Annotated in this window: 22 protein-coding genes; 7 read left to right on the top strand and 15 right to left on the bottom strand. The window is 61.7% G+C overall.

Translation table 11 applies throughout. The features are described 5' to 3' along the window. Positions 1–30 precede the first annotated feature (30 nt). Both EB230_RS25030 and EB230_RS25025 read right to left on the bottom strand, forming a co-directional pair. Positions 31–903 (bottom strand): uracil-DNA glycosylase, encoded by an 873-nt coding sequence (locus tag EB230_RS25030; RefSeq protein WP_056563524.1) that lies wholly within the window; start codon positions 901–903, stop codon positions 31–33. A gap of 51 nt (positions 904–954) precedes the next feature. Beyond that, complete coding sequence (locus EB230_RS25025) at positions 955–1,599, bottom strand: hypothetical protein (protein ID WP_081294686.1); 645 nt, start codon at positions 1,597–1,599, stop codon at positions 955–957. Between the two features lie 220 nt (positions 1,600–1,819). Here EB230_RS25025 and EB230_RS25020 point away from each other — a divergent pair, with 220 nt between their 5' ends. Then, positions 1,820–3,499, top strand: coding sequence for an electron transfer flavoprotein-ubiquinone oxidoreductase (locus tag EB230_RS25020; protein ID WP_172374130.1), 1,680 nt, complete (start codon positions 1,820–1,822; stop codon positions 3,497–3,499). 153 nt (positions 3,500–3,652) lie between these two features. Continuing rightward, positions 3,653–4,252, top strand: a complete 600-nt coding sequence (locus EB230_RS25015; protein ID WP_056563520.1) for a DUF922 domain-containing protein — start codon at positions 3,653–3,655, stop codon at positions 4,250–4,252. 49 nt (positions 4,253–4,301) lie between these two features. Here the strand turns inward: EB230_RS25015 and EB230_RS25010 are convergent, their stop codons facing one another. The 5 genes from EB230_RS25010 to EB230_RS24990 all read right to left on the bottom strand — a co-directional run bounded on the left by EB230_RS25010 (position 4,302) and on the right by EB230_RS24990 (position 7,979). After that, positions 4,302–5,312: an endonuclease/exonuclease/phosphatase family protein gene (locus tag EB230_RS25010; RefSeq protein ID WP_172374129.1), complete on the bottom strand. Its 1,011-nt coding sequence runs from the start codon at positions 5,310–5,312 to the stop codon at positions 4,302–4,304. Positions 5,313–5,444: 132 nt separating this feature from the next. Continuing rightward, positions 5,445–6,905 carry an AMP nucleosidase gene (locus tag EB230_RS25005; protein WP_244493894.1) on the bottom strand — a complete coding sequence of 487 codons (1,461 nt, stop codon included), beginning with the start codon at positions 6,903–6,905 and terminating at the stop codon, positions 5,445–5,447. Positions 6,906–7,021: 116 nt separating this feature from the next. Then, positions 7,022–7,216, bottom strand: a complete 195-nt coding sequence (locus tag EB230_RS25000) for a hypothetical protein (protein WP_056563514.1) — start codon at positions 7,214–7,216, stop codon at positions 7,022–7,024. Positions 7,217–7,256: 40 nt separating this feature from the next. After that, on the bottom strand, positions 7,257–7,415 hold the full coding sequence (locus EB230_RS24995) for a hypothetical protein (RefSeq protein ID WP_172374128.1): 159 nt from the start codon (positions 7,413–7,415) through the stop codon (positions 7,257–7,259). A gap of 222 nt (positions 7,416–7,637) precedes the next feature. Continuing rightward, positions 7,638–7,979 (bottom strand): DUF2147 domain-containing protein, encoded by a 342-nt coding sequence (locus EB230_RS24990; RefSeq protein WP_056563511.1) that lies wholly within the window; start codon positions 7,977–7,979, stop codon positions 7,638–7,640. A gap of 438 nt (positions 7,980–8,417) precedes the next feature. On the opposite strand from EB230_RS24990, the gene EB230_RS24985 reads away from it, so the two are divergent. Beyond that, entirely contained in the window at positions 8,418–8,684 is a 267-nt protein-coding gene (locus EB230_RS24985; protein WP_010915070.1) for a sel1 repeat family protein, read from the top strand. A gap of 436 nt (positions 8,685–9,120) precedes the next feature. Next, positions 9,121–10,242, top strand: coding sequence for a branched-chain amino acid ABC transporter substrate-binding protein (locus tag EB230_RS24980; RefSeq protein ID WP_056563508.1), 1,122 nt, complete (start codon positions 9,121–9,123; stop codon positions 10,240–10,242). A gap of 78 nt (positions 10,243–10,320) precedes the next feature. Here the strand turns inward: EB230_RS24980 and EB230_RS24975 are convergent, their stop codons facing one another. From EB230_RS24975 to EB230_RS24945, 7 genes are all read right to left on the bottom strand, one after another. Further along, positions 10,321–12,303 (bottom strand): acetyl/propionyl/methylcrotonyl-CoA carboxylase subunit alpha, encoded by a 1,983-nt coding sequence (locus tag EB230_RS24975; RefSeq protein WP_056563505.1) that lies wholly within the window; start codon positions 12,301–12,303, stop codon positions 10,321–10,323. A 49-nt stretch (positions 12,304–12,352) separates the two neighbouring features. Beyond that, positions 12,353–12,724 carry a hypothetical protein gene (locus EB230_RS24970; protein ID WP_056563502.1) on the bottom strand — a complete coding sequence of 124 codons (372 nt, stop codon included), beginning with the start codon at positions 12,722–12,724 and terminating at the stop codon, positions 12,353–12,355. A 120-nt stretch (positions 12,725–12,844) separates the two neighbouring features. After that, complete coding sequence (locus EB230_RS24965) at positions 12,845–13,375, bottom strand: O-acetyl-ADP-ribose deacetylase (RefSeq protein WP_056563499.1); 531 nt, start codon at positions 13,373–13,375, stop codon at positions 12,845–12,847. A 1-nt stretch (position 13,376) separates the two neighbouring features. Then, positions 13,377–14,984: a carboxyl transferase domain-containing protein gene (locus tag EB230_RS24960; protein ID WP_056563495.1), complete on the bottom strand. Its 1,608-nt coding sequence runs from the start codon at positions 14,982–14,984 to the stop codon at positions 13,377–13,379. 1 nt (position 14,985) lies between these two features. Then, entirely contained in the window at positions 14,986–16,149 is a 1,164-nt protein-coding gene (locus tag EB230_RS24955; RefSeq protein WP_056563492.1) for an isovaleryl-CoA dehydrogenase, read from the bottom strand. Positions 16,150–16,203: 54 nt separating this feature from the next. Beyond that, the gene (locus tag EB230_RS24950) at positions 16,204–16,863 is read right to left on the bottom strand and encodes a TetR/AcrR family transcriptional regulator (RefSeq protein ID WP_056563489.1); all 660 of its coding nucleotides are present in this window, start codon (positions 16,861–16,863) and stop codon (positions 16,204–16,206) included. Positions 16,864–16,931: 68 nt separating this feature from the next. Then, positions 16,932–17,216 (bottom strand): acylphosphatase, encoded by a 285-nt coding sequence (locus EB230_RS24945; protein WP_056563486.1) that lies wholly within the window; start codon positions 17,214–17,216, stop codon positions 16,932–16,934. Between the two features lie 206 nt (positions 17,217–17,422). Between EB230_RS24945 and EB230_RS24940 the strand changes: the two genes are divergently transcribed. Next, entirely contained in the window at positions 17,423–17,932 is a 510-nt protein-coding gene (locus EB230_RS24940) for a MarR family winged helix-turn-helix transcriptional regulator (RefSeq protein WP_244493893.1), read from the top strand. Between the two features lie 121 nt (positions 17,933–18,053). Here EB230_RS24940 and EB230_RS24935 read toward each other — a convergent pair whose 3' ends face one another. After that, on the bottom strand, positions 18,054–19,166 hold the full coding sequence (locus tag EB230_RS24935) for a pyridoxal phosphate-dependent aminotransferase (RefSeq protein WP_056563478.1): 1,113 nt from the start codon (positions 19,164–19,166) through the stop codon (positions 18,054–18,056). A gap of 120 nt (positions 19,167–19,286) precedes the next feature. On the opposite strand from EB230_RS24935, the gene EB230_RS24930 reads away from it, so the two are divergent. Further along, the gene (locus EB230_RS24930) at positions 19,287–20,939 is read left to right on the top strand and encodes a sulfotransferase (RefSeq protein ID WP_056563475.1); all 1,653 of its coding nucleotides are present in this window, start codon (positions 19,287–19,289) and stop codon (positions 20,937–20,939) included. Between the two features lie 176 nt (positions 20,940–21,115). After that, entirely contained in the window at positions 21,116–22,789 is a 1,674-nt protein-coding gene (locus EB230_RS24925) for a sulfotransferase (RefSeq protein ID WP_056565583.1), read from the top strand. The last annotated feature ends 91 nt before the right edge of the window (positions 22,790–22,880 follow it).

The raw sequence follows: 22,880 nt of genomic DNA, 5'->3' as shown, positions 1-22,880 counted from the left end.
GGGAGTGCTTCAGTCCAACGTCATTTCGATCTAGGAGAGTGAGCGCAGCTTCGCCTTTACCTCGAGAAAATCCCGCCATGCCAGCTTCTTGTGCGCCGGCGTCCGCAACAGATAGGCCGGATGCAGCGTCGGCATGGCCGGAATGGCGGTGCCCGAGGCCGTGGTGTGGACGCGCCAGTTGCCGCGCAGCCGCAAAATGCCTTCCGAAGTGTTGAGCAAGGTCTTGGCCGACGGGCCGCCGAGATTGATCAGGACCTTGGGATTGACCAGCTCGATCTGGCGCTCGATGAACGGTCGGCAGATCTCGGTCTCGTGCGGGGTCGGCGTGCGGTTGCCAGGCGGCCGCCAGGGAATGACGTTGGCGATGTAGACCGATGTGCGGTCGAGCCCGATCGCGGCCAGCATCCGGTCGAGCAGGCGGCCCGAACGTCCGACGAAGGGCAGGCCCTCAATGTCCTCGTCGCGGCCGGGTGCTTCGCCGACCAGCATGACCGCGGCCTCCGGGTTGCCGTCGGCGAACACTAGATTCTTGGCGGTGGCCTTGAGATTGCAGCCATCGAAGGCGGCCATGTGCTGGCGTAGTTCTTCCAACGTCGAGGCGCTTGCCGCCATTTGCCGGGCGAGAGCGGCCTGCGCCTCGTCGGGTATGGCGGAGGGCATGGTGCGCGCCGGCGCATCCGGCACCTTGCTTGCATCCAACCCGGATGATGTGGCGAGCCGCTCCGGCGCCCTGTCCTCGCGAGGGGATGCCACCGGCGCCGGCGTGCGCTCCACAGGCCTCGGCGCCGCCTCGGCGAAACGGTTCACCGGGGCGTCTTCCAGCGCCTCATCGACGCCGGCGCTGGCGTAGAAGGCCAGGATGTCGGCAATATCGGTCGGGCTGTTGGGGGACGCGGCGGTCATGGGGCGCACATTCGTCCGCGTGGCTGCAATTTGCAAGGCCGGCCGCTCGACCTATCCCGTCGGGATGCGCGGATCCTGCACCAGATAGAAGGTCCAGCGCGGCGTGTAGTCGGTCATCAGGAACTCGAAGCTGGCGGTCTTCAGCGGATCGACCTTGCCGTTCTTGAACAGCAACCGGTCGTAGGGTTCGAAGTCGCGGTCGAAATCGGCGAAATTGCTGGACCAGATATTGTCGGGCGTCTTGTTGCGTTGGTCGAACGAAAGCCCGTCGCCAAACACGCTCGGCTGGTCCAGTATCTCCTGAAGCTCGAACTGGAATTCGATCCAGGCCTGGCCGCTGTTGTTGAGCACGTCGATGCGCATATACATGATGCCGTTGGCGAACTCGCCCGCCTTGCCGAATGTCTGGATCGGCTTGGTGGTGCGGATGGTCAGCGTCACCGGCGTCGCTGAATTCAGCTCTTCCGTTATGACCAGCGGATCGTCCTTGGTTCCGATGCCTGAGGCTCCGGTGATGCGGAAGCCGCCGAGCTCGTCGGAGAAGGAGTAGGCGCCCGTCGCCCAGACTTTCACCTCGTCCGCGGCGGCATGCCCTGGCGCCGACGTCAGAAGGGCCAAAAGAATCGCCCGGCAGGCCCGGCCGGGCGTGAAAACAAAGCGCGTCGAAGGAAAGCCTGCTGGCCCAGGAATGCGCATGGCGGGAAGTATGGCCGATAAGCAAGCCGTCGAACAATTAAAAAACGCGGGGACAGCGGTTCTCGCGGGGTGCTGACGGCTATCATGCGGCGGGATGCGCGACTTTTTGGCCAAATCCGCATTGTCACGTATGCGCCGGTTTCCTGTCGCCAATTGATGCGCTATGCAGCGCAGGAGCCAGCAAGATACGCAACAGCGGCAAGCCAGTGCGGAGGGGTTGATGAGCGATATCGAACGCGAGAGCATGGAATTCGACGTGGTCATCGTCGGTGCCGGTCCGGCCGGCCTTGCCGCGGCCATCCGCCTCAAGCAGGTGAATCCCGAGCTTTCCGTCGTCGTGCTGGAAAAGGGCGGCGAGGTCGGCGCTCACATTCTCTCCGGTGCCGTCGTTGATCCTGTCGGCATCGATCGGCTGCTGCCCGGTTGGCGCGAGGAAGAAGGCCATCCTTTCAAGACCCCGGTCACGGCGGACCATTTCCTGGTGCTCGGCCCCGCCGGCTCCTTCCGTCTTCCCAACATCCTGATGCCGCCTTTGATGAACAATCACGGCAACTACATCGTCTCGCTCGGCAATGTCTGCCGCTGGCTGGCGACCAAGGCCGAGGCGCTTGGTGTCGAGATCTATCCGGGCTTTGCCGCTTCCGGACTGCTCTTCAACGAGGAGGGCGCCGTCACCGGCGTCGTCACTGGCGACATGGGCGTCGAGAAGGACGGCACGCATGGCCCGGGCTTCGCGCCCGGCATGGCGCTGATGGGCAAGTACGTGCTGATCGGCGAGGGCGCGCGCGGCTCGCTCGCCAAGCAGCTGATCGCCAGATACAAGCTTTCCGACGGCCGCGAGCCCGGCAAATACGGCATCGGCCTGAAGGAACTCTGGCAGGTCAAGCCGGAGAACCATCGGCCGGGCCTGGTGCAGCATTCCTTCGGCTGGCCGCTCGACATGAAGACCGGCGGCGGTTCCTTCCTCTACCATCTCGAGGACAATCAGGTGGCGGTCGGCTTCGTCCTCCACCTCAATTACAAGAATCCCTATCTCTCGCCATTCGAGGAGTTCCAGCGCTTCAAGACGCATCCGGCGATCGCGGGTACCTTCGAGGGCGCCAAGCGGCTGGGCTATGGCGCGCGTGCCATCACCGAGGGTGGCTGGCAGTCGGTGCCGAAACTGTCGTTCCCCGGCGGCGCGCTGATGGGTTGTGCCGCGGGCTTCGTCAACGTGCCGCGCATCAAGGGTTCCCACAATGCAGTGCTGTCGGGAATGCTCGCGGCCGAGCATGTCGCCGAGGCGATTGGCGCGGGCCGTGCCAATGATGAGCTTTCCACCTACGAGGAAGCCTGGCGCGCGACCGACATCGGCAAGGATTTGAAGAAGGTGCGCAACGTCAAGCCGCTGTGGTCGCGCTTCGGCACCATCGTCGGCATCGGCCTCGGCGGCCTCGACATGTGGTTGAACACGCTGTTCGGCGTCTCGCCCTTCGGCACGCTGAAACACGGCAAGGCCGACTATGCCGCGCTCGAGCCCGCCGCCAAGCACAAGAAGATCGCCTATCCGAAGCCTGATGGCGTGCTGACCTTCGACCGCCTGTCCTCGGTGTTCCTGTCCAACACCAACCATGAGGAAAACGAGCCGGTCCACCTGCTGGTCGGCGACATGGAACTGCAGAAGCGCTCGGAGCACGATGTCTTTGCCGGGCCTTCGACACGCTATTGCCCGGCAGGCGTCTATGAGTGGGTCGACAAGGATGGCAATGCCGCCGCCGATCCGGCGGCGAAAGACGTCCGCTTCGTCATCAACGCGCAGAACTGCGTCCACTGCAAGACCTGCGATATCAAGGACCCGAACCAAAACATCAACTGGGTGCCGCCGCAGGGCGGCGAGGGGCCAGTCTACCAAGGCATGTGACCCGCGCTGGCAGGCCTCGATCCGGCGGAAAAATACCGGACATGTGGACGGCCCCGGCCTGTCTGTCGCCTTCGCGAGACTGGGACGTTGCTCAGGGCCGTTGAAGCGCCTCGCCGAGTGTGGTCTGCTTGGCCACCCACAAAGGAGGCGGACATGCGCCTGACCAGCCTGACGATGCTCGCCGCGGCCTGTGTGCTGTCCTGCGTATCAGCCGCGTCGGCGGGCACGAAGCTCATCGTTCACGTCCGTACCTATGATGTTGCCGGAAAGACCGGAGCCGACCTCGTGGAGGCCATGGACCGGCTGGGACCGAAGCACGGCTACATGACACGCGCCATCGCCGAAACCGGCTACACGGTGCATTGGGATCTCGATATCAGCCGCCAGGACGGGACCTGTCGTCTGCGGCAGGCCAACGGCAAGCTCGACCTGACCTACACCTTCCCGCGACGGCTATCGCCGGCAAGCCCCGGGCTGCGCAAGCGCTGGGACGGGTTCATGGCTGGCGTCCGCAGGCACGAGCACACGCATGGCCGCATCGCGATGCGGATGATGAGGGCCACCGAGACCGCGCTTGCCGGCCTGGAGCGCCGGGACAACTGGTTCTGCACGGGCACACACCTTGAGGCGAGGCGGCGCATCAACGCCACCTATGCCGAATACGAAGCCAAGCAGAACGCTTTCGATGCCCGCGAACATCGGGGCGGCGGCCATGTCGAGCATCTTGTCGACGCGCTGACCAAGCTTGATTGATGCGCACCGGGAGCACTGGTGCCGTTCTGCTTCGCTCGGGATGACGGGATCAGCCCCGCGGCTTGCTTTGAGACCCGTTCGCCGCGAGCGCCGTGGCGTGATCATTTTCAGGCTGCTTGTCGCCAGGCCTTAACGTGAACTCGACCAGCACCGGCAGGTGGTCGGAGCCGGTATCCTCCAGCCGCGTCGAAGACAGGATCGTCAGGCCGCCCTTGCTGAACACCTGGTCGATGGGCAGGCCTGCATAGCGGCGCAGGAAATCGGGCAGTGTCCGGTGGATCCAGGTCGGTCCGGCCGACGGCATGACGGTCAGCCTGCCGAGAGCCGCGACCCGCCGCACCGCCGCGCTCCACGGCACGGCGTTGCAATCGCCGGCCATGATCGCGGTCTCGCCGAGCCCGGCCAGCGGTTCCGCCAGTTCGCCAATCTGCCAGTACTGCTCCTTCGGCCACGGCCAGCTCAAATGGATCGCGGCGACATCGACCCCGATCCCGCCGAAGTCGATGGTGGCGGTCGCCATCGCGCCGCGCGGCTCGCAGCGCGGTGCGGTGTCGGCGGCAAACGGCCGGCGCGACAGCAAAGCCACCCCGAACATGCCGTTCGGGTAAGGGCAGAGGATACGGTAGGGATAGGCGCTGGTGATGTAGCCAAGCTCGGTCGTCCACATGCCGGACACTTCGTCGAGGGTGATCACGTCCGGATTGGTGCGGCCGATCAGGGAGAGCACTTTCTTCGGTGTCGGGTTGTTGAAGCGCAGATTCATCTGCAGCAGGCTGTAGACGGCCTGATCGGCGGGCTTGGCAACCGCGGGCTGCGGCCAAAGCCTCGGCAGGGCGCTTGCCGTCGTGGCCAGGCAGGCGATGGCAAAGAGCAGCCCCGCTGCCGCTTGCAGCCGAAACGAACTGGCGAGCAGCGGCAGTGCCAGAAGCGCCATGAGCACGCTGAGGTGAGTGCGGAAATGCGAGAACGAATCGAAAGCGGGGTGCAGCGTGCCGAAGAACCCGGCCAACAGCGCTGCCGACAGTGCCGTCATCGCCAGGAATGCCAACCCAGCCGTCATTTTCAAGCGCGCGCCTGTTGTCATTAAGGTCGTGTCTGCTGAATGCCGCCCGACGATCCGTTCGATCTGCTTAGCGGCCCAATTGCGGCCTGAGCAAGACGACGAATTGCCTCGCCGAGGCGTTGCGGCCACCTACTGGAACGCTGTCTCCGAAAAGCTGCGGAGCTTGCGCGAATGCAGCCGCTCCATCGGCATCTCGGCCAGCTTCTCCATCGCCCTGATGCCGATGGTCAGGTGTTGCGCCACCTGCCGCTTGTAGAACTCGGTCGCCATGCCAGGCAGTTTCAACTCGCCATGCAGTGGCTTGTCGGACACGCACAAAAGCGTGCCGTAGGGCACGCGGAAGCGGAAGCCATTGGCGGCGATCGTCGCCGATTCCATGTCGAGCGCGATGGCACGCGACTGCGACAGGCGCTGCACAGGTCCGCGCTGGTCGCGCAGTTCCCAGTTGCGGTTGTCGATGGTGGCGACCGTGCCGGTGCGCATGATGCGCTTCAGATCGTAGCCGGACAGGCCGGTGACTTCGGCAACCGCCTCCTGCAGAGCCACCTGGATCTCGGCCAGCGGCGGGATCGGCACCCAGACCGGAAGATCGTCGTCAAGCACGTGGTCCTCGCGCACATAGGCGTGCGCCAGCACGTAGTCGCCGAGCGCCTGGGTGTTGCGCAGCCCGGCGCAATGGCCAAGCATTACCCAGGCATGCGGCCTCAGCACGGCAATATGGTCGGTGATCGTCTTGGCGTTTGAAGGGCCAACACCGATGTTGACCATGGTGATGCCGCCATGGTTCGCCTTTTTCAGGTGATAGGCCGGCATCTGCGGGAGACGCTGTGGTCCAACGCCTTCGCTCGGCGCGCTTTGTCCGGCCTTGGTCACGACATTGCCGGGTTCGACGAATTCCACATAACCGCCGCCGCCCTTCTCCATCAGGTCGCGTGCGCGGGCGCCGAACTCGTCGATGTAGAACTGGTAGTTGGTGAACAGCACGAAATTCTGGAAATGTTGCGGGCTGGTCGCCGTGTAGTGCGTCATACGGTGCAGCGAGTAGTCGATACGCTGCGCCGTGAATGGGGCTAGCGGTCTTGGTTCGCCGAAGGCCACTTCGAACGTGCCGTTGGCGATCTGATCGTCGGTGCCGTCGAGATCTGGCACGTCGAACAGGTCGCGGATCGGCCGCTTGATGCGCTCCGCGGCGGCGCCGTCGACGTAAGTTCCCTCCAGGAAGGCGAAATGCAGTGGGATGGGAGTGGTCGATTCCGAAACCGTGACTGCCACGCCATGGTTGCGCATGATCAGGCGCAATTGTTCGATCAGGTAGTTCTCGAACAAGTGCGGCTGTGTGATCGTGGTGGCGAAATGGCCGGGCGTCGGCATGTGGCCGTAGGCTTGGCGCGAGTCGACCTGGGTGAACGAACTCGTGGTGACGCCGATCTCGGGATAGAAGGCGCGGTAGCGCTTGCTGCTGTCGCCGCCGGCGGCCAGGGCGGCGAAGGAATCGCGCAGGAACTTGGTGTTGCGGTCATAAAGCAGTTGCAGTGCCGCGACCGCTTTGGCGGCATTGTCGAAGCTTTGCCGGCCAAAAGGCTCCGGCATGACGACAGATTCGATGGCTTGAGGGTAGATTCGCTTTTCCATGGCTCAATATAGAGACTCGGACGAGCGGTTGGGAGGGGTGTCGCCGTCGAAGGCGCACAAAGCGCCGTTTTTCTTTATCCCCGCTGCAGACTGACCAGCAGCACGAAGCCGACGCCAGACTTCTTCAGGGCCGGAGCCTCGATCGTCGAGCCGGCATCGGCGCGCATCATCGGCACGGCCAGGACCGGAGCGGCCAGGACCATCAGGATAAGCGCCGCCCGCGGCAGAAGCCGAAGGGTCTTGAGAGCGTTGGCGGCGATGCGGTTCATGATGTCTGAGCTTTTCTTTTCGAGGTCTGGTTTCTTTGGTTCAGTTGCGAAGGTGGGTGGGGCAGGCGAAGCGGCATGTCCTGGAACTGGCTTCGTCCCAGGAGCGAGGGGAACGGCCCGCTTCGGCGACGAGGATGGCGAAGAACATTCCAAACAGGCTCATCAGCAGGCAGACGATGGTGAAGCGGCGAGCAAGCATCGGGTGGTGTCTCCTTCAACACGCGGGAGAATGCGCCAACGCCTCTGAACCGGCTCTGATGCCGACGTTCATCTGCGGTTCAAAATGATTGACGATCTGATCCGGTCGCCGCCGGCCTGATATGGCCATCGGCGGCAGGGCAATAGCACCGGTGCTTGGCTGGCGATGAAACGAAAACGGGGCCCGCCAGGCCCCGTCATCATGTCGCAAGGATATGGTCGATCAGAGCTTGTGCCAGGTCTGGCTCTTGCAGATCAGGCCGCCGAGCACGCAACCGCTCATCTTGAGCGAGGTGCCCGACAATGTCGCCTTGCCCGAATAGGTCTTGTCGTTTGCCGGGTCGGTGATGCTGCCGGCATATTTGTTGTCGCCCGCCGCCTTGAGCGAGCCGATGGTCTTGCCGGCATATTTGCCCGACTTGAGCGTGATCGAAAACGAGCCACTGCCTGAAATGGCCGCGGTGTCGCCGGCTTGCGTCTTCCAGTTGCCCTCGATCGGATCGGCCCACGCCGTTCCCACCATGATCACTGTGGCTGCAAGGGCCAGGCTCACTTTTCGAAACATCTCTTCCTCCCTTTGGATGGCCGGCCGGATGCTCCGCCTCGCCGGTGTGCCGCTTACGCAAACGTAAGCTAATCCAGCTCCCGCCAAAACAAAAGCGGTGCCGCAGCGGAAGACTTTGGGATTCTGAAGGCGCCTGAATTCGCCTCGTCGCGGAGGAAATGAAAACGACCTGCGCATCGTGTTTGTTTCCCGTGGTTAGCGGAGTGTTGATTCAAGCCTGGAAAATTTTCGTCAAATTTAGCGAAAATCGGCTGAAACACTGGCTTCGTATCCTTAACGAATTTCCGCGTTTACCTCTTGTTTTAGCTTTGTTTTCCTCAAATTAAGCACGCCATTTAACGACGGATTCAAGCCTGACCGGCATTCTCGAAAGCATCGAAAGAGCGGCCCGGACAAGACAAACGGAGGCAGCTCTCGGGAGCCAGACAGGGGACTAAAATGGCACGTTTTGAAATGCTTGAAGCAGGTTTCGGCGCCATGGGGGCAACTGCCCAGGCCGACATCCTTTTCGAACTGGGCATGATGTATGCGACCGGCCGCGACTGCGAGACCGACGTCGTTGCCGCCCACAAATGGTTCAACATCGCTGCCATCAAGGGTTCGGCCCGCGCCGCGGAACTGCGCTCGGAACTGTCGGCGGCGATGTCGAAGGTCGAGATTGCCAAGGCGCTGCGCGAAGCCCGCGAATGGATGACCATGCACTAGGTTTCCGACAGACGGAAAGCTCGGGTCCAGATCGCTCAAAGACGGTCGGGCCACAACAGGGACAAGGCTGCGCAGACGGCCAGGCCACAGGCCAACAACAAGAATGCGGCAGGCGAATAGGTCAAGCCGTACGACTGACCATGATCCCGGAAAGCGGAATCCGGTTTTCGGACAAGATCATGGTCAACAGGAAAGACAGGGACGGCCAAGTTGGGGTTCGCGGCGTGGGGGCGCTGGGGAAACAGCCCGACAGGCAAAAAAGCCATGACCGGCCGGAACAAGGCTGGCGTGGCTTTTTTGCGTGGATGAGGCCTCCCAGGCCCAATCGAGCGGCGTCAATGCGCCTAGACAGGCCCGATGAAGGATGAAATTGTCCCGCCTCTCTGGAAGAAGCGCGGCCGGGGCGGCCGCGCGTGAGTGGAGGAGTTCTATTGCAATGAAAAAAATGAGTATTTTGAGCGCGGCCATTTTCGGCCTGATGATGAGTGCGCCGGTCGCATTCGCCGACGACATCACCGTTTCGGTGGTCGGCCCGATGACGGGACAGCTCGCAACCATTGGCGATCAGTTCAAGCAGGGCGCAAAGGCCGCCGCCGATGCCATCAATGCGGCGGGCGGCGTCAACGGTTCGATGATCAAGCTCGACATCGAGGATGACCAGTGCGATCCCAAACAGGCAGTGTCGGTCGCCAACCGCATCGTCGCCAACGGCGTCAAGTTCATCGATGGGCATGCCTGCTCGGGCTCGAGCATTCCGGCTTCGGCCGTCTATGCCGAAGCCGGCGCGCTGATGATGAGCCCGGCTTCCTCGAACCCGGTGCTGACCGACGCGGCCGCCAAGGCCGGCTGGCCGACGATCATGCGCCTCTATACGCGTGACGATGCACAGGGCGCCTTCATCGGCCCGTGGATCGCCAAGAAGTATGCCGGCAAGAACGTCGTCATCCTGCACGACAAGAGCGCCTATGGCCAGGGCGTGGCTGACGCTGTCAGGGCAACCATGAACACCGGTGGCCTGAAGGAAGTCTACTACGACGCCATCAATCCCGGCGAGAAGGACTATTCCGCGCTTGTCACCAAGCTCAAGGATCTCAAGGCCGACGTCGTCTATTTCGGCGGCTACCATCCTGAAGCCGGCCTGATCCTGCGCCAGTCGGCCGAACAGAACCTTAAGTTCCAGCTGATCATGCCGGATTCGATCGCCTCGCCGGAATTCTGGCAGGTTGCTGGCCCGGCTGGCGAAGGCACCATGTTCGTCTTCCCGTCGGATCCGCAGGCAAAGCCGGAGGCCAAGGCGGCCGTCGAGAAGATCAAGGCCGGCGGCTTCGTGCCGGAAGGCTTCACGCTGTTCTCCTACGCCGTGGTCCAGGCTTTCGCCGAAGGCATCAAGCGTGCCGGCAGCGACGATCCGGCCAAGGTTGCCGAAGCGTTGAAGAACGGCACGCCGATCAGCACCGTTGTCGGCGACGTGACCTTCGACGAGAAGGGCGACCTCAAGAACGCCAGCTACGACATCAACCAGTGGCATGACGGCAAGTACGCGCCGATCGCGCAGTAATCCAAGGCGATAATCCAGAGAAATGGCCGGGCTCGCCCCGGCCATTTTGTTTTTGTGGTCGGCGATGCGCGCCGTCTATCAGCCTGCGGCAGCGGTCGAGGCGGTCTGCTCCTCGACGAACCGCACCAGCACCGTCCCGTCGGTGACCTGCGCACCTTCCGTGGCGATTTCGGCGACCACTCCGTCATGCGGGGCCGCGATGGTGTGCTCCATCTTCATCGCCTCGAGAATCAGGAGAGCTTGTCCCTTGATCACCGTATCGCCCTTCGCCGCGCGCACCAGCTTGACCAGACCCGGCATCGGCGCGCGCAAGCTGCCCGAGGCGGCGGCCGCGTCATCGCTTCTGGCCAAGGGATCCGGCACCGCGAAAGTGTAGCCGATGGCGCCTTCGAAAACAGTGATGTGGCCTGGCCAGCGGGCGAGGCGTGGGGCGGCGCGAAAATCATGCGAATTGGCGCTGTCATAGGGCGCGCCGAGCGCCACCTGGAAACGCCCGTCCGGCCGCACGGAAAGCTTTGCCAGAATATCGTCCTCACCGAACTTCAGCCGCGTGCGCCGCGCCACGCCGTGGAAATGCGCATAGCCGGAAAGCGACGACCATGGATCGTTCGATGGCCGCAATAGTCCTTCACCGGACGCGGCAAGGGCTGCTGCCGAGATGATTTCGCCGGTCGGCGGCGCGACCTCGGTCAGTGCCGACTGATGTCTGCCGATCAGGCCGGTGTCGACGTCGCCAGCGCAAAAATCCGGATCGGCGGCGAGAGCGGCAAGAAAGGCGGTGTTGACGGTGGAGCCGGCGATTTCGGTCTGCGACAGCGCTGTGCCGAGTGCTTCCAGCGCGGCTTGCCTGTCCTTTGCATGGATGACCAGCTTCGCGATCATCGGGTCGTAGTAGGGTGAGATGGCATCGCCGGCCCGCACACCGGTCTCGATGCGCATCGTGGCCGCGTTGGGCGCTGTTTCGGGAAATTTCAGATGATGCAGCGTACCCGTAGCCGGCAGGAACCCCTTTGCCGCGTCTTCCGCATAGATGCGCGCCTCGAAGGCATGGCCGGCAAGCGCGATCTCGCTCTGCGACCTGGGCAGCTTTTCGCCGCTGGCGACCCGCAACTGCCACTCGACCAGATCGGTGCCGGTGACCATTTCGGTGACGGGATGCTCGACCTGCAGGCGGGTGTTCATTTCCATGAACCAGAAGCGGTCGGCCTTGAGGCCCTGCGAGGCATCGACGATGAATTCGATGGTGCCGGCGCCGGAATAGTTGATCGCCTTCGCGGCCTTCACTGCCGCCTCTGTCATCGCCTTGCGCAAAGCCGGCGTCATGCCGGGGGCGGGTGCTTCCTCTATCACCTTCTGGTGGCGGCGTTGTGCCGAACAGTCGCGTTCATAGAGGTGCACGGCATTGCCGAAATTGTCGCCGAAGACCTGCACTTCGATGTGCCGGGGTTTGTCGACATATTTCTCGACCAGTACGCGGTCGTCGCCAAAAGCAGCCTTTGCTTCACGCCGGGCGCTGGACAGCGCCTCGGAAAAATCATCGGGATGCTCGACCCGCCGCATGCCCTTGCCGCCGCCGCCGGCACGCGCCTTGATCAGCACGGGATAACCGATCTCGCGCGCCTTGGACGCAAGCAGCACGATCTCCTGCGCCTCGCCATGATAACCCGGAACGACAGGAACGCCGGCTTTCTCCATCAGCCGCTTGGCGGCGTCCTTCAGTCCCATGGCGCGGATCGAGGCCGCCGACGGGCCGATGAAGGTGAGCCCCGCCGCCACCACCTGGTCGACGAAATCGGGATTTTCCGACAGGAAGCCGTAACCGGGATGGATGGCCTGCGCCCCGGTCGAAAGAGCCGCCGCGACAATCCTGTCGCCGCGCAGATAGCTCTCGCCGACAGGCGAAGGGCCGATATGGACAGCCTCGTCGGCCATCTCGACATGCAGGGATTTCGCGTCGGCGTCCGAATAGACGGCGACGGTGTGCACGCCGAGCTTGCGGGCGGTGCGGATCACACGGCATGCGATCTCGCCCCGATTGGCGATCAGGATCTTGGCGAACATGGAGCCTCCCGGGTTAGTGGCGGGCGGCGCCATTCTGGCAGGCGCCGGCCTATTTCGAAGCGGCGAGACTGCAGGCGCCGGCGACGGTCACCTTGTATTTGCTCTTGCTGGCCTGACAGGATTTCAGTGCCAGTTCCTCGGCCGCCTTCTGTGACGGTGCATTTAGCTTCACGCCACAAATGAAGTACTCGCTCGCCGGAACGATTGGCGTCGCCGCGAAGGCCGAATGGCCCGCGGCTGCGAGATACGCTCCATAGATCTTGCCGCAGCCTCCGGTGGTACCGACGGGAATGTTTATCGGGTAGCGCACGTCGCCCCTGCTGCCTGCCAGCGATCCGGCCGGGTTGGCGGCAGTCGTTGTGATTATTAGTAGATTTGCAAGTATCGAGGCAACCGTACCCCGGTGATATTTCAGCATCATCTTCGCCCTGTCCCCATTGCATTACGCAGAACAAGCAGTAGCGAACATCTTGCCTCGCCGCCAGTTCGTTGGCGGGGATTCGAGTTTGCCTATGCTGATGAATCGATTGGTCCATACAGATCAGGCCTCCCGAAGTGCAGCAACGGCGCGCTGGTATAGTTGCGCCGTTTGTTCATCGAAGCAGCAGAAGATGACAGTCGCGGGCATGTTTTTTTCGTCGATGAACGTGCCGATCGTCCCGACAGCGATGTCGGTCGCCTCATCTTTCGGGTAGCGGTAGACACCGGTCGAAATCGCCGGAAATGCCACGGTGCGGCAATCATTGGCGGCCGCGAGTTCCAGCGACTTGCGGTAGCAGGAGGCCAGCAACTCGGCTTCGCCTCTGCCGCCGCCTTGCCAGACTGGCCCGACCGTGTGGATGACATATCGAGTCGGCAGTTTGTAACCCTTGGTGATCTTGGCGTCGCCGACCTTGCACCCGTTCAGCATCCGGCATTCGGACTCAAGCTCGCGGCCCGCCGCGCGATGGATGGCGCCATCGACACCGCCGCCGCCGAGCAGCGACGAATTGGCGGCATTGACGATGACGTCGACATCCAGCTTCGTGATGTCGCCGACGTGGATGCGGATCCTGTCCGGCGCCTTGCTCATTTCACATCCTGAACACGCCGAAGCGCGTGTCCTCGATTTCGGCGTTGAGCGCCGCCGAAAGGCTGAGCGCCAGCACCTCGCGCGTCTTTGCCGGATCGATGATGCCATCGTCCCAAAGACGAGCGGACGAGTAGAGCGGATGGCCCTCGTGCTCGTATTTCATCAGGATCGGCTTCTTGAATTTTGCTTCCTCCTCGGCGCTCCATTCGCCCCCTTTGCGCTCGATGCCCTCGCGCTTGACCATGGCAAGAACGGTCGCCGCCTGCTCGCCGCCCATCACCGAGATGCGGGCATTCGGCCACATCCACAGGAAGCGCGGCGAGTAGGCGCGGCCGCACATGCCGTAATTGCCGGCGCCGAACGAGCCGCCGATGATGACGGTCACCTTCGGAACCCTGGCGGTGGCAACCGCCATCACCAGCTTGGCGCCGTCCTTGGCGATGCCGCCTGCTTCGTATTTCCGGCCGACCATGAAGCCGGTGATGTTCTGAAGGAAGACAAGCGGGATCTTGCGCTGGCAGCACAGTTCGATGAAGTGCGCGCCCTTCAGCGCGCTTTCGGAGAACAAGACACCATTGTTGGCGATGATGCCGACCGGCATGCCGTGGAGATGAGCAAAACCGGTGATCAGCGTCGTGCCGTAGTTCTGCTTGAACTCGTCGAATTCGGAGCCGTCGACGATACGCGCGATCACCTCACGCACATCATAGGGCTGACGCAGATCGGTCGGGACGACGCCATAGAGTTCATCCGCCGAATGAAGTGGCGGAATCGACTTCTGTAAGTTCAGGCTTACAGTCTTGTTCCGATTCAGGTTTTTGACGATGCGACGGCAGATGGCGAGGGCATGTTCGTCATCCATAGCGTAGTGATCGGCGACGCCGGAAAGCCTGGTATGCACGTCCGCGCCGCCGAGATCCTCGGCACTGACATCCTCGCCGGTGGCCGCCTTCACCAGCGGCGGACCGCCGAGGAAAATGGTCGCCTGGTTGCGCACCATGATCGTCTCATCCGACATCGCCGGCACATAGGCGCCGCCGGCCGTACAGGAACCCATGACGCAGGCGATCTGCGGGATGCCGGCCGCGGACATATTGGCCTGATTGTAGAAGATGCGGCCGAAATGTTCGCGGTCCGGAAACACTTCGTCTTGGTTGGGCAGATTGGCGCCGCCGCTGTCGACCAGGTAGATGCAGGGCAGATTGTTCTGCAGCGCGATCTCCTGCGCGCGCAGATGCTTCTTCACCGTCAGCGGATAATAGGTGCCGCCCTTCACCGTGGCATCGTTGACGACGACCATCACCTCGGTGCCTTCGACGCGGCCGATGCCGGCGATCATGCCGGCCGAGGAGATTTCCTCGCCATACATCGACCACGCCGCGAACTGGCCGATCTCGAGGAAAGGCGAGCCGGTGTCGAGCAATTGCGCGAGGCGTTCGCGCGGCAACAGCTTGCCGCGCGAGATGTGGCGCTCGCGCGCCTCCTCCGAACCGCCGCGCTCGACGATGGCGGCTTTTTGGGCGATGTCGGAGACCAGTCCGCGCATGCGTTCGGCATTGGCACGAAAGGTGTCGGAGGAAGGGGAAATCTGGGTCTGGAGGACGGCCATGTTAGACCCCTTCCGCCATGATCTCGCGGCCGATCAGCCAGCGCCGGATTTCGCTGGTGCCGGCGCCGATCTCGTAGAGCTTGGCGTCGCGCAGCAGCCGGCCGGTCGGATAGTCGTTGATATAGCCATTGCCGCCAAGCAGCTGCAGCGCGTCGAGCGCCATCTGCGTCGCCTTTTCGGCCGCGAACAAAACGCAGCCGGCGGCGTCCTTGCGGGTGGTCTGGCCGCGGTCGCAGGCGGCGGCGACGGCATAGACATAGGCGCGCGCGGCATTCATCACCGTGTACATGTCCGCAAGCTTGCCTTGCACAAGCTGGAACTCGCCGATCGCCTGGCCGAACTGCTTGCGTTCGTGCACGTAGGGGATCGCCACGTCGAGGCACGCCGCCATCAGGCCGATCGGGCCACCGGCAAGCACGGTGCGCTCATAGTCGAGGCCCGACATCAGCACCTCGACGCCGCGCCCTTCCTCATGCAGCACATTGTCGAATGGCACTTCGACATCCTCGAACACCAATTCGCCGGTGTTGGAGCCGCGCATGCCGAGCTTGTCGAGTTTTTGCGCCACGGAAAACCCTGTCATCGCCTTCTCTACGATGAAGGCGGTGATGCCGCGCGATTTCCGCTCCGGATCGGTCTTGGCATAGACGACCAGCGTTTCGGCATCCGGGCCGTTGGTGATCCACATCTTGGTGCCGTTAAGCACATAGCGGTCATTGCGCTTTTCGGCGCGCAACTTGAGCGAGACAACGTCGGAGCCGGCGCCGGATTCCGACATCGCCAGCGCGCCGACACGCTCGCCCGAGCACAGCGGCGGCAGGAATTTCTCCTTCTGCGCCGGCGTTGCCCAGCGGTTGATCTGGTTGACGCAGAGGTTGGAGTGAGCGCCGTAGGAGAGGCCGACCGAAGCCGAGGCGCGTGAGATCTCCTCCACCGCAATCACATGGGCGAGATAACCCATGCCGCTGCCACCGAAATCGGGATCGGCGGTGATGCCGAGTAGGCCGAGCGTGCCGAGTTCGCGCCACAGATGCGCCGGAAATTCGTTGTCGCGGTCGATGTCGCCGGCGATCGGCGCTATCCGGTCCTGGGCGAAGCGCCGCACCATGTCGCGCAGCGCCTCGATATCCTCGTCATACCCGAAGCCGAGCGTGTTCGTGTACATGTTTTTCCTCCGTGGCGCATGACCCCGAAAATCGACTTCGATTTTCGGAAGGGATCATGCGCGAAAATCAAAGTGGGACAGCGTCCTTTGCGCGCCCGATGGACGCGCGGCGCTGTCTGCGATCTTCGCGCCGACGAGACGCATTGTCATTGAAAGATATGTCGCCGTTACTTCAGGGACCGAAAGCCGCTCGCCGGGCCGGAACCAGACAATGACGCCGGTCATCATCTGGATCAGAGCCATGGCTGTCAGGCCGGTGTCCTCGATGCTGAACACGCCGGCTTCGGCGCCATCACGCAGGATGGCGCGCAGTTCCTTTTCGTAGGCCGTGCGCATGCGCAGGATCTGTGTCAGCCTGTCGGGCGACAGACTGCGCAATTCCATGTTCGACACATGCGTGGCGTGCCGGCGCTCGATATGAAAAGCGATGTGGTTGCGGACATAGGCCGCGAGCTGCTCCGCCGGCTCGGCGCCGGCTGGCCGGGCGTTTTCCCAGGCTTCGCGAAGCCCTTCCATGTGCTCGCGCATCAGCGTGAACAGGAGATCTTCCTTGGTCGGGAAATAGCGGTAGAGCGCGGCCGCCTGCACACCTACTTCGGCGGCCAGTTGGCGCATGGACATCGCCTCGTAGCCATAGCGTGCAATCAGGTTGACCGCCGCCTCGCGGACCGCCGCCTCCGTTCGCTCGCCATCGGATCCTGTGGTGCGCGCCATGATCGCCTCTTTAGGCAGCCATAATAAAACGAACGTTCAATTAATTCAAGAGGGCTATCGAGGCCCGCCTATGCGACAACCCTGAAGTCTCCAGGCGCAATCCAACTCTTGAGTTCCTCTATGTCGATCTGGTGGACCGCGGCACCCGGCGGGCCTTGCCAAAGCAACTCGATCATGGTCGAAACCGCCGCATCCGTGCCGGTCAGCCATGCTGTTACCGATCCATCTCTTTCGTTGCGCACCCAGCCCATCAGGCCAAGCCCTGTCGCTTCGCCTCGCGTCCAGATCCTGTAGCCGACGCCTTGCACCTTGCCGTGGACACGCGCCCGCACCGCCCTTTTCCGGTCTTTCATGGCTCGCTCCCTTGCATGGAATCTGGCGCAGGATCGAATGAAGGCAACTGGCTTGAGGGAGGAGTCTGTTGAATTGTCGAGCCGTATCTCGTCCGGAGGATAGATGACTTCCTCCAATAAATAATTGACTTGGTCAATTTTTTTGCGATGATCCGGCGAAGTGGGAATCTTCCGGGGCGCCAGATATGCCGACCGATCGGAATGCCTTGGTCAGCGACCTCAGGCGCTTCAACCGTTTCTATACCGGCCTGATCGGGTTGCTCGACGAAACCTTGACCCACAGTGCCCATACGCTGGCCGAGGCGCGAGTACTGTTCGAGCTGGGGCATCGGACCAGGGTTATTGCCACCTACCCTGGCGGCAAGGCAGGCTTCCTGGCGCGGGCGTTTCAACTCGATTTCGCACCAGCGGCATCCGAAATAGCTCGGGATCTAGAGCTGGATCCTGCCTATGTTACGAGAATTCTTCGAAAACTCTCCGCCGCCGGCTTGATCGAAACGCGCGCCGATCCCGACACCCTGCCTCGGCGCGTCCTCTCGCTCACCGCACACGGCCGCGACGCGCTTGCAGCACTTCAGTCGGCCGCGGATCGCGACCTTATCCGCTTGACCGAGGGGCTGGGCGACGAGGAGGCCGCCGAGTTGTCGGACGTGCTGGCACGCGTCAGGAGGCTGCTCGGTGGCGCGACGGATTCCGGGCGCGGCGAAATCGCCTAGCGCAATTCCAGGAAAAGTGTGAGCGGTTTTCTCGGGACAAGCGCGTAGCGCTTGCCCTTGGGAATTGCGTCAAAACAAAGAGTCAGAGCGGTTCGCCGTTTCCGCGAAACGGTGAAATGCTCTAGTTCCCTCGCGCCGCGGCCAGCGCGCCGGGCAATTCCTCGGCGAAAATATCCAGTTCGTGATCGAGGCCGACGCTGACGCGAATGCAGCGGTCGAGCCCTGGCGCCATCGGCTTGCGGATGAATACATCGCGCGACAACAGCCCCTGCAGCACTTTCAGCGCGAAGGCGCCATCATGGCCGCAGTCGATGGTGACGAAATTGGTCGCCGAGGCCAAAGGCTTCAATCCGTTCTGCTTGGCGATATCAGCGATGCGGCGGCGGCCGGCGGCCACGCGCGCTACCACGGTCTCTAGATAGGCCTGGTCGGCGAGCGCCTCGACGCCGGCGATCTGCGCCATGCGGCTGACGCCGTAGTGATTGCGGATTTTTTCGAAGTCGCGGATTACCTGCGCCTCCGCCACCGCATAGCCGCAGCGTATACCGGCAAGCCCGTAAGCCTTTGAAAACGTTCGCATGCGGACAACGTTTGGCCGCGAGATATCGATCGGTGGCAGGGCCGAGGCTGGTCCCAATTCGCCATAGGCCTCGTCGAGCACCAGCATGGTGGTTTCAGGCAACGCCTCGATGAAACGGATGATCTCGTGCGCCTCCCACCAACTGCCCATCGGATTGTCTGGGTTGGACAGGTAGACCAGTGGCGCCTTTTCCCTGATGACCGCCGCGAGCAAACCCTCCAGGCTTTCCTTGTCGTTTTCATAGGCAACCGTGATCAGCCGCCCGCCGACGCCGGCAACATGAAAGTTGAAGGTCGGATAAGCACCGAGCGAGGTGACCACCGCGTCGCCTGGCGCCACATACATGCGTGCCACAAGGCTGAGCAGGCCGTCTATGCCTTCGCCGACAACGACGTTCTCGACCGCCACGTGGTGATGCGCGGCAGCCGCGACCTTCAGGTCGAAATTGTCGGGATCGCAATACATCCATTGGTCGCGCGCGACACTCTCCATGCGGGCGATGACGCGCGGCGAAGGACCAAAACTGCTCTCGTTGGCGCCGATGCGGGCTCGGAAGGCGCGCCCGCGCTCACGCTCCTGTGCTTCCGGGCCGACGAACGGCACGGTGGACGGAAGCGCGGCGATGAGCGGCGTTAGGGGAGGGCGCAGACGCATGACGGAAGCTCGCATGGACAGGGAGACTTCTTGCTAGCGTGACCGGATGGCTGGCGCAAGCACCCCGCGGCCTCGGCCGCAACGCTGGATTCCTTCGCCTCTTTTTGCTAGCGAGGCACCATGAACAATCGTCTGCCGCCCGCATGGTCCAAACACATCAAACCTGGCCCCACGCCGAAACCAAATCTGCCGACGGCAAATTCGCTTTCACGTCGGCAGGCTGACGAAGCGCTGCTGCAACAGGCTTACGCCTTCCAGCAGGCCAAGCGCCTCAACGAAGCTCAGGACCTGTGCCTGCGAGTTCTGTCGCGTACACCAAATCACCCCCTCGCTCTGTATATTCTGGGGACCATTTGCCTGGGCTATGAGGATGAGGCGGCTTTGCGATATTTCGCGCGAGCGGTCGATGCGGAACCCAAGAACCCCTATTACCATCTTGGTCTGGCCTCGGCCTATGTGAAGGTAAGCGAGTATTCGCCAGCAATAAAGCATATGCAGCATGCCTTGGAGTTGCAGCCAAACCTTATCGAGGCGCTTTGTGCATTGGCGGATGCTTATGTTGAGTTTGACAAGCCCGATATGGCTTTGCCGCTGTATGAGAAGGCACTGAAAATCAACCCGGATCATCCCAAGGTGCGGATCGGACTGGCTAGTGCGCTTACCAGTGTGGGACGGATGGAGGAAGCCGCTGGTTACCTCCATCAGTCAATTGAACGTCGCATCGCTGTGCCGACAGCCTACAACGAACTTGTCCAGACGCAAAAGTTCACGGAAGAGCCCAAAGAGCTCAAATCCATCCTTGGTGAACTCGGAAATCCCAAGCTCGACCCGGACGGAGCGGAAAAGCTCCATCTGGCGGCCGGTAAGGTGCTGAACGACCTCAAGCGCTACAAAGATGCGTTCGAGCATTTCAACAAGTCGAAACAGGTCTCCGGCCGTAACTTCGATATCGATCTTTATCGTCGCTGGGTTGATGCGCTGATCGAGACTTTCACGCCTGAGATGCTGGCTGCCAGGACTGGTTTTGGAAATCCATCCGAAGTTCCTGTGTTCGTGGTCGGCATGCCTCGCTCGGGAACGACGCTTACGGAGCAGATTTGCGCAAGTCATCCCGATGTCCATGGCGCTGGCGAACTTATGAAGCTCAGGCGGGTCGCCAATGCGATCGGACTTAGAAAGTCGTCGGCCAGGGATTTGAACCAGGCGATCGCGTCGATCACAAAAAACCTGTCCGGAACATTGGCTGAAGAGCACTTGGCTTATCTGAGCGAGCGGGCACCTGCCGCCCGTCGGATCGTGGATAAGATGCCGCATAATTTTGAACTGATCGGTTTGATCGGCCTTCTCTTCCCCAACGCGCGCATCATTCATTGCCGTCGTGATGCGATCGACAATTGCGTCTCTTGCTTTGTCTTGAGATTCGGCGAGGGACACGCCTACAACACCGACCTGAGAATGCTTGGCCTGTACTACCGCGAGTATGATCGGCTGATGCAGCATTGGAACAAGGTTTTTCCGGGCCTGATCTTCGAAAACAGTTACGAGACACTGGTCGAGGATCAGGAAGCGCAGTCCCGCCATCTGATAGATTATCTTGGGCTGCCTTGGGATGACGCCTGCTTGCGCTTTTTCGACAGGGACAGTTCGGTCAATACGCCCAGCCGCTGGCAGGTTCGTCAGCCGATCTACAAATCTTCCGTCAAGCGTTGGAAAAATTATGAGACGGAGATTCAGCCGCTTATTGAAGCGCTGGGCGACCTTGCGGACATCTAACAACAGCTTGCGGCTCGGAATTGGAAGCTGCGGCAAAGAGTGCCGCGTCTGTTGTGATCAACACCCCTGCTCGAGCAAAAAAAGGCCTCGCGGCCAACGCATGGGCTGTCTGCTGTAAGCCGTCGATATGGTCAGACGTTCTGGATTCGATTGGCTTTTTTTGCTAGCTAGGAATGATGAATAGTCGTCTGCCGCCTGCGTGGTCCAAACATCTCAAAACCGCCGCCGCTCCGAAACCTGGATTGCCACGGCCAGCTCTGGCAAATCCGCCGAAAACAAATTCGTTTGCACGCGCACAGGCTGACGATTTGTTGCTGAAGCAAGCCTATGAACATCAACAGGCCAAGCGGCTTGATGAGGCTCAGAACCTGTGCCTGCAGGTTTTGGCGCGCACGCCAAACCATGCGCTTGCGCTCTATATCATGGGCACCGTCTATCTTGGCTATGATGACGAGGCGGCTCTGCGTTATTTCGCCCGCGCTGTCGGCGAGGAGCCCAGAAATCCCTATTATCATCTTAGCCTCGGTGAGGCCTATGGCAAGGTGAGCGAATTTTCAGCCGCGATCAAACATATAGAATATGCCTTGGAAGTGCAGCCCGATCTTGTAGAGGCCCTGTGTGCCCTCGGTCGCGTTTATACCCAGTTCGACAAACCCGACCTGGCCTTGCCGCTTTATGAGAAGGCGATGAAAATCAACCGCGACCACCCCAAGGCGCGGATCGGAATGGCAGCCTCGCTCACCGGCCTTGGGCGCATGGAGGAGGCCGGCGTCTATCTCAGACAGGCGATCGAACACCGCATTGACGTTGCGGCGGCTTATTACGACCTCGTGCAGAGCCGAAAGTTTACCGAAGAGCCTGCGGAACTTCAATCGATCCTTCGCGAACTAGACGGTCCGCGACTTAAATCGGAGGCCGTGCAGAATCTGCATTACGCGGCCGGCAAGGTGCTGAACGACCTCAAGCGCTACGCCGAGGCGTTCGACCATTTCAACAAGGCGAAACAGGCCGCCGGCTACAAGTTCGACATTGATCAGTATCGTCGTTTCGTGGATCTGACCATTGAAACCTTCACGCCGGATCTGTTTGCCGCGAGGTCCAGCTATGGGAACCCTTCCGAAGCACCTGTGTTCGTGGTCGGGATGCCGCGCTCCGGGACGACACTGACCGAACAAATATGCGCCAGTCATCCCGATGTTCATGGCGCCGGAGAGCTTAGCAAACTGAGGCGGGTAGCGAACGCGATCGGTCTGAATCCCTCGGCTTCTGATTTCAACAAGCCGATCATGACGGTCACCGAAGGCTTGTCCAGGACGTTGGCCGAAGAGCATCTTTCCTATCTGCGGGAGCGCGCTCCGACCGCGCAGCGAATCATCGATAAAATGCCGCACAATTTCGAGTTGATCGGCCTCCTCACCCTGCTCTTTCCCAATGCCCGCATCATTCACTGCCGCCGCGATGCGATCGACAATTGCGTTTCATGCTTTGTCCTGCCTTTCAGCTCGGCACATAGTTACAATTCAGACCTGCGGGCACTCGGCCTCTATTACCGGGAATATGACCGCTTGATGCGTCACTGGAACGAGGTTTTCCCCGGTCGGATCTTTGAAAATCGCTATGAGACGCTTGTAGAGGATCAAGAGGCGCAGTCGCGCCGGCTCATCGATTATCTCGGCCTTCCCTGGGATGACGCATGCCTGCGCTACTTCGATAGGGAAGGGGCGGTCACCACGCCCAGCCGCTGGCAGGTTCGCCAGCCGATCTACAAATCTTCCGTGAAGCGCTGGAAGAATTACGAGGGCGAGATCGCCCCCTTGATCGAAGCCTTGGGTGATTTGGCGGACATCTGATCTTCAGTAAGGCCGCTTTGAGGGCATGGCAGTGCGCCAGGAGGCAACGCGTTGAAGGCGCGTCGTTGGTTCTGCTGTGCATGAACTTTTT

It is taken from the genome of Mesorhizobium sp. NZP2234, from assembly GCF_013170765.1.
GTDB lineage: Bacteria > Pseudomonadota > Alphaproteobacteria > Rhizobiales > Rhizobiaceae > Mesorhizobium > Mesorhizobium loti_D.
Note: the sequence above shows the minus strand (reverse complement) of the source record. Positions and strands in the feature narration are given on the sequence as shown.

Bases quoted from the DNA above. Each gene is read 5' to 3' on its own strand.
- EB230_RS25015 (WP_056563520.1), top strand. From the start codon at position 3,653: ATGCGCCTGACCAGCCTGACGATGCTCGCCGCGGCCTGTGTGCTGTCC.
- EB230_RS25030 (WP_056563524.1), bottom strand. From the start codon at position 903: ATGACCGCCGCGTCCCCCAACAGCCCGACCGATATTGCCGACATCCTG.
- EB230_RS24925 (WP_056565583.1), top strand. From the start codon at position 21,116: ATGAATAGTCGTCTGCCGCCTGCGTGGTCCAAACATCTCAAAACCGCC.
- EB230_RS24965 (WP_056563499.1), bottom strand. From the start codon at position 13,375: ATGAGCAAGGCGCCGGACAGGATCCGCATCCACGTCGGCGACATCACG.
- EB230_RS24970 (WP_056563502.1), bottom strand. From the start codon at position 12,724: ATGATGCTGAAATATCACCGGGGTACGGTTGCCTCGATACTTGCAAAT.
- EB230_RS24975 (WP_056563505.1), bottom strand. From the start codon at position 12,303: ATGTTCGCCAAGATCCTGATCGCCAATCGGGGCGAGATCGCATGCCGT.
- EB230_RS24945 (WP_056563486.1), bottom strand. From the start codon at position 17,216: ATGAAAGACCGGAAAAGGGCGGTGCGGGCGCGTGTCCACGGCAAGGTG.
- EB230_RS25020 (WP_172374130.1), top strand. From the start codon at position 1,820: ATGAGCGATATCGAACGCGAGAGCATGGAATTCGACGTGGTCATCGTC.
- EB230_RS25000 (WP_056563514.1), bottom strand. From the start codon at position 7,216: ATGAACCGCATCGCCGCCAACGCTCTCAAGACCCTTCGGCTTCTGCCG.
- EB230_RS25010 (WP_172374129.1), bottom strand. From the start codon at position 5,312: ATGACGGCTGGGTTGGCATTCCTGGCGATGACGGCACTGTCGGCAGCG.
- EB230_RS24980 (WP_056563508.1), top strand. From the start codon at position 9,121: ATGAAAAAAATGAGTATTTTGAGCGCGGCCATTTTCGGCCTGATGATG.
- EB230_RS24935 (WP_056563478.1), bottom strand. From the start codon at position 19,166: ATGCGTCTGCGCCCTCCCCTAACGCCGCTCATCGCCGCGCTTCCGTCC.
- EB230_RS24960 (WP_056563495.1), bottom strand. From the start codon at position 14,984: ATGGCCGTCCTCCAGACCCAGATTTCCCCTTCCTCCGACACCTTTCGT.
- EB230_RS24985 (WP_010915070.1), top strand. From the start codon at position 8,418: ATGGCACGTTTTGAAATGCTTGAAGCAGGTTTCGGCGCCATGGGGGCA.
- EB230_RS24955 (WP_056563492.1), bottom strand. From the start codon at position 16,149: ATGTACACGAACACGCTCGGCTTCGGGTATGACGAGGATATCGAGGCG.
- EB230_RS24930 (WP_056563475.1), top strand. From the start codon at position 19,287: ATGAACAATCGTCTGCCGCCCGCATGGTCCAAACACATCAAACCTGGC.
- EB230_RS24950 (WP_056563489.1), bottom strand. From the start codon at position 16,863: ATGGCGCGCACCACAGGATCCGATGGCGAGCGAACGGAGGCGGCGGTC.
- EB230_RS24995 (WP_172374128.1), bottom strand. From the start codon at position 7,415: ATGCTTGCTCGCCGCTTCACCATCGTCTGCCTGCTGATGAGCCTGTTT.
- EB230_RS25005 (WP_244493894.1), bottom strand. From the start codon at position 6,905: ATGCCGGAGCCTTTTGGCCGGCAAAGCTTCGACAATGCCGCCAAAGCG.
- EB230_RS24990 (WP_056563511.1), bottom strand. From the start codon at position 7,979: ATGTTTCGAAAAGTGAGCCTGGCCCTTGCAGCCACAGTGATCATGGTG.
- EB230_RS25025 (WP_081294686.1), bottom strand. From the start codon at position 1,599: ATGCGCATTCCTGGGCCAGCAGGCTTTCCTTCGACGCGCTTTGTTTTC.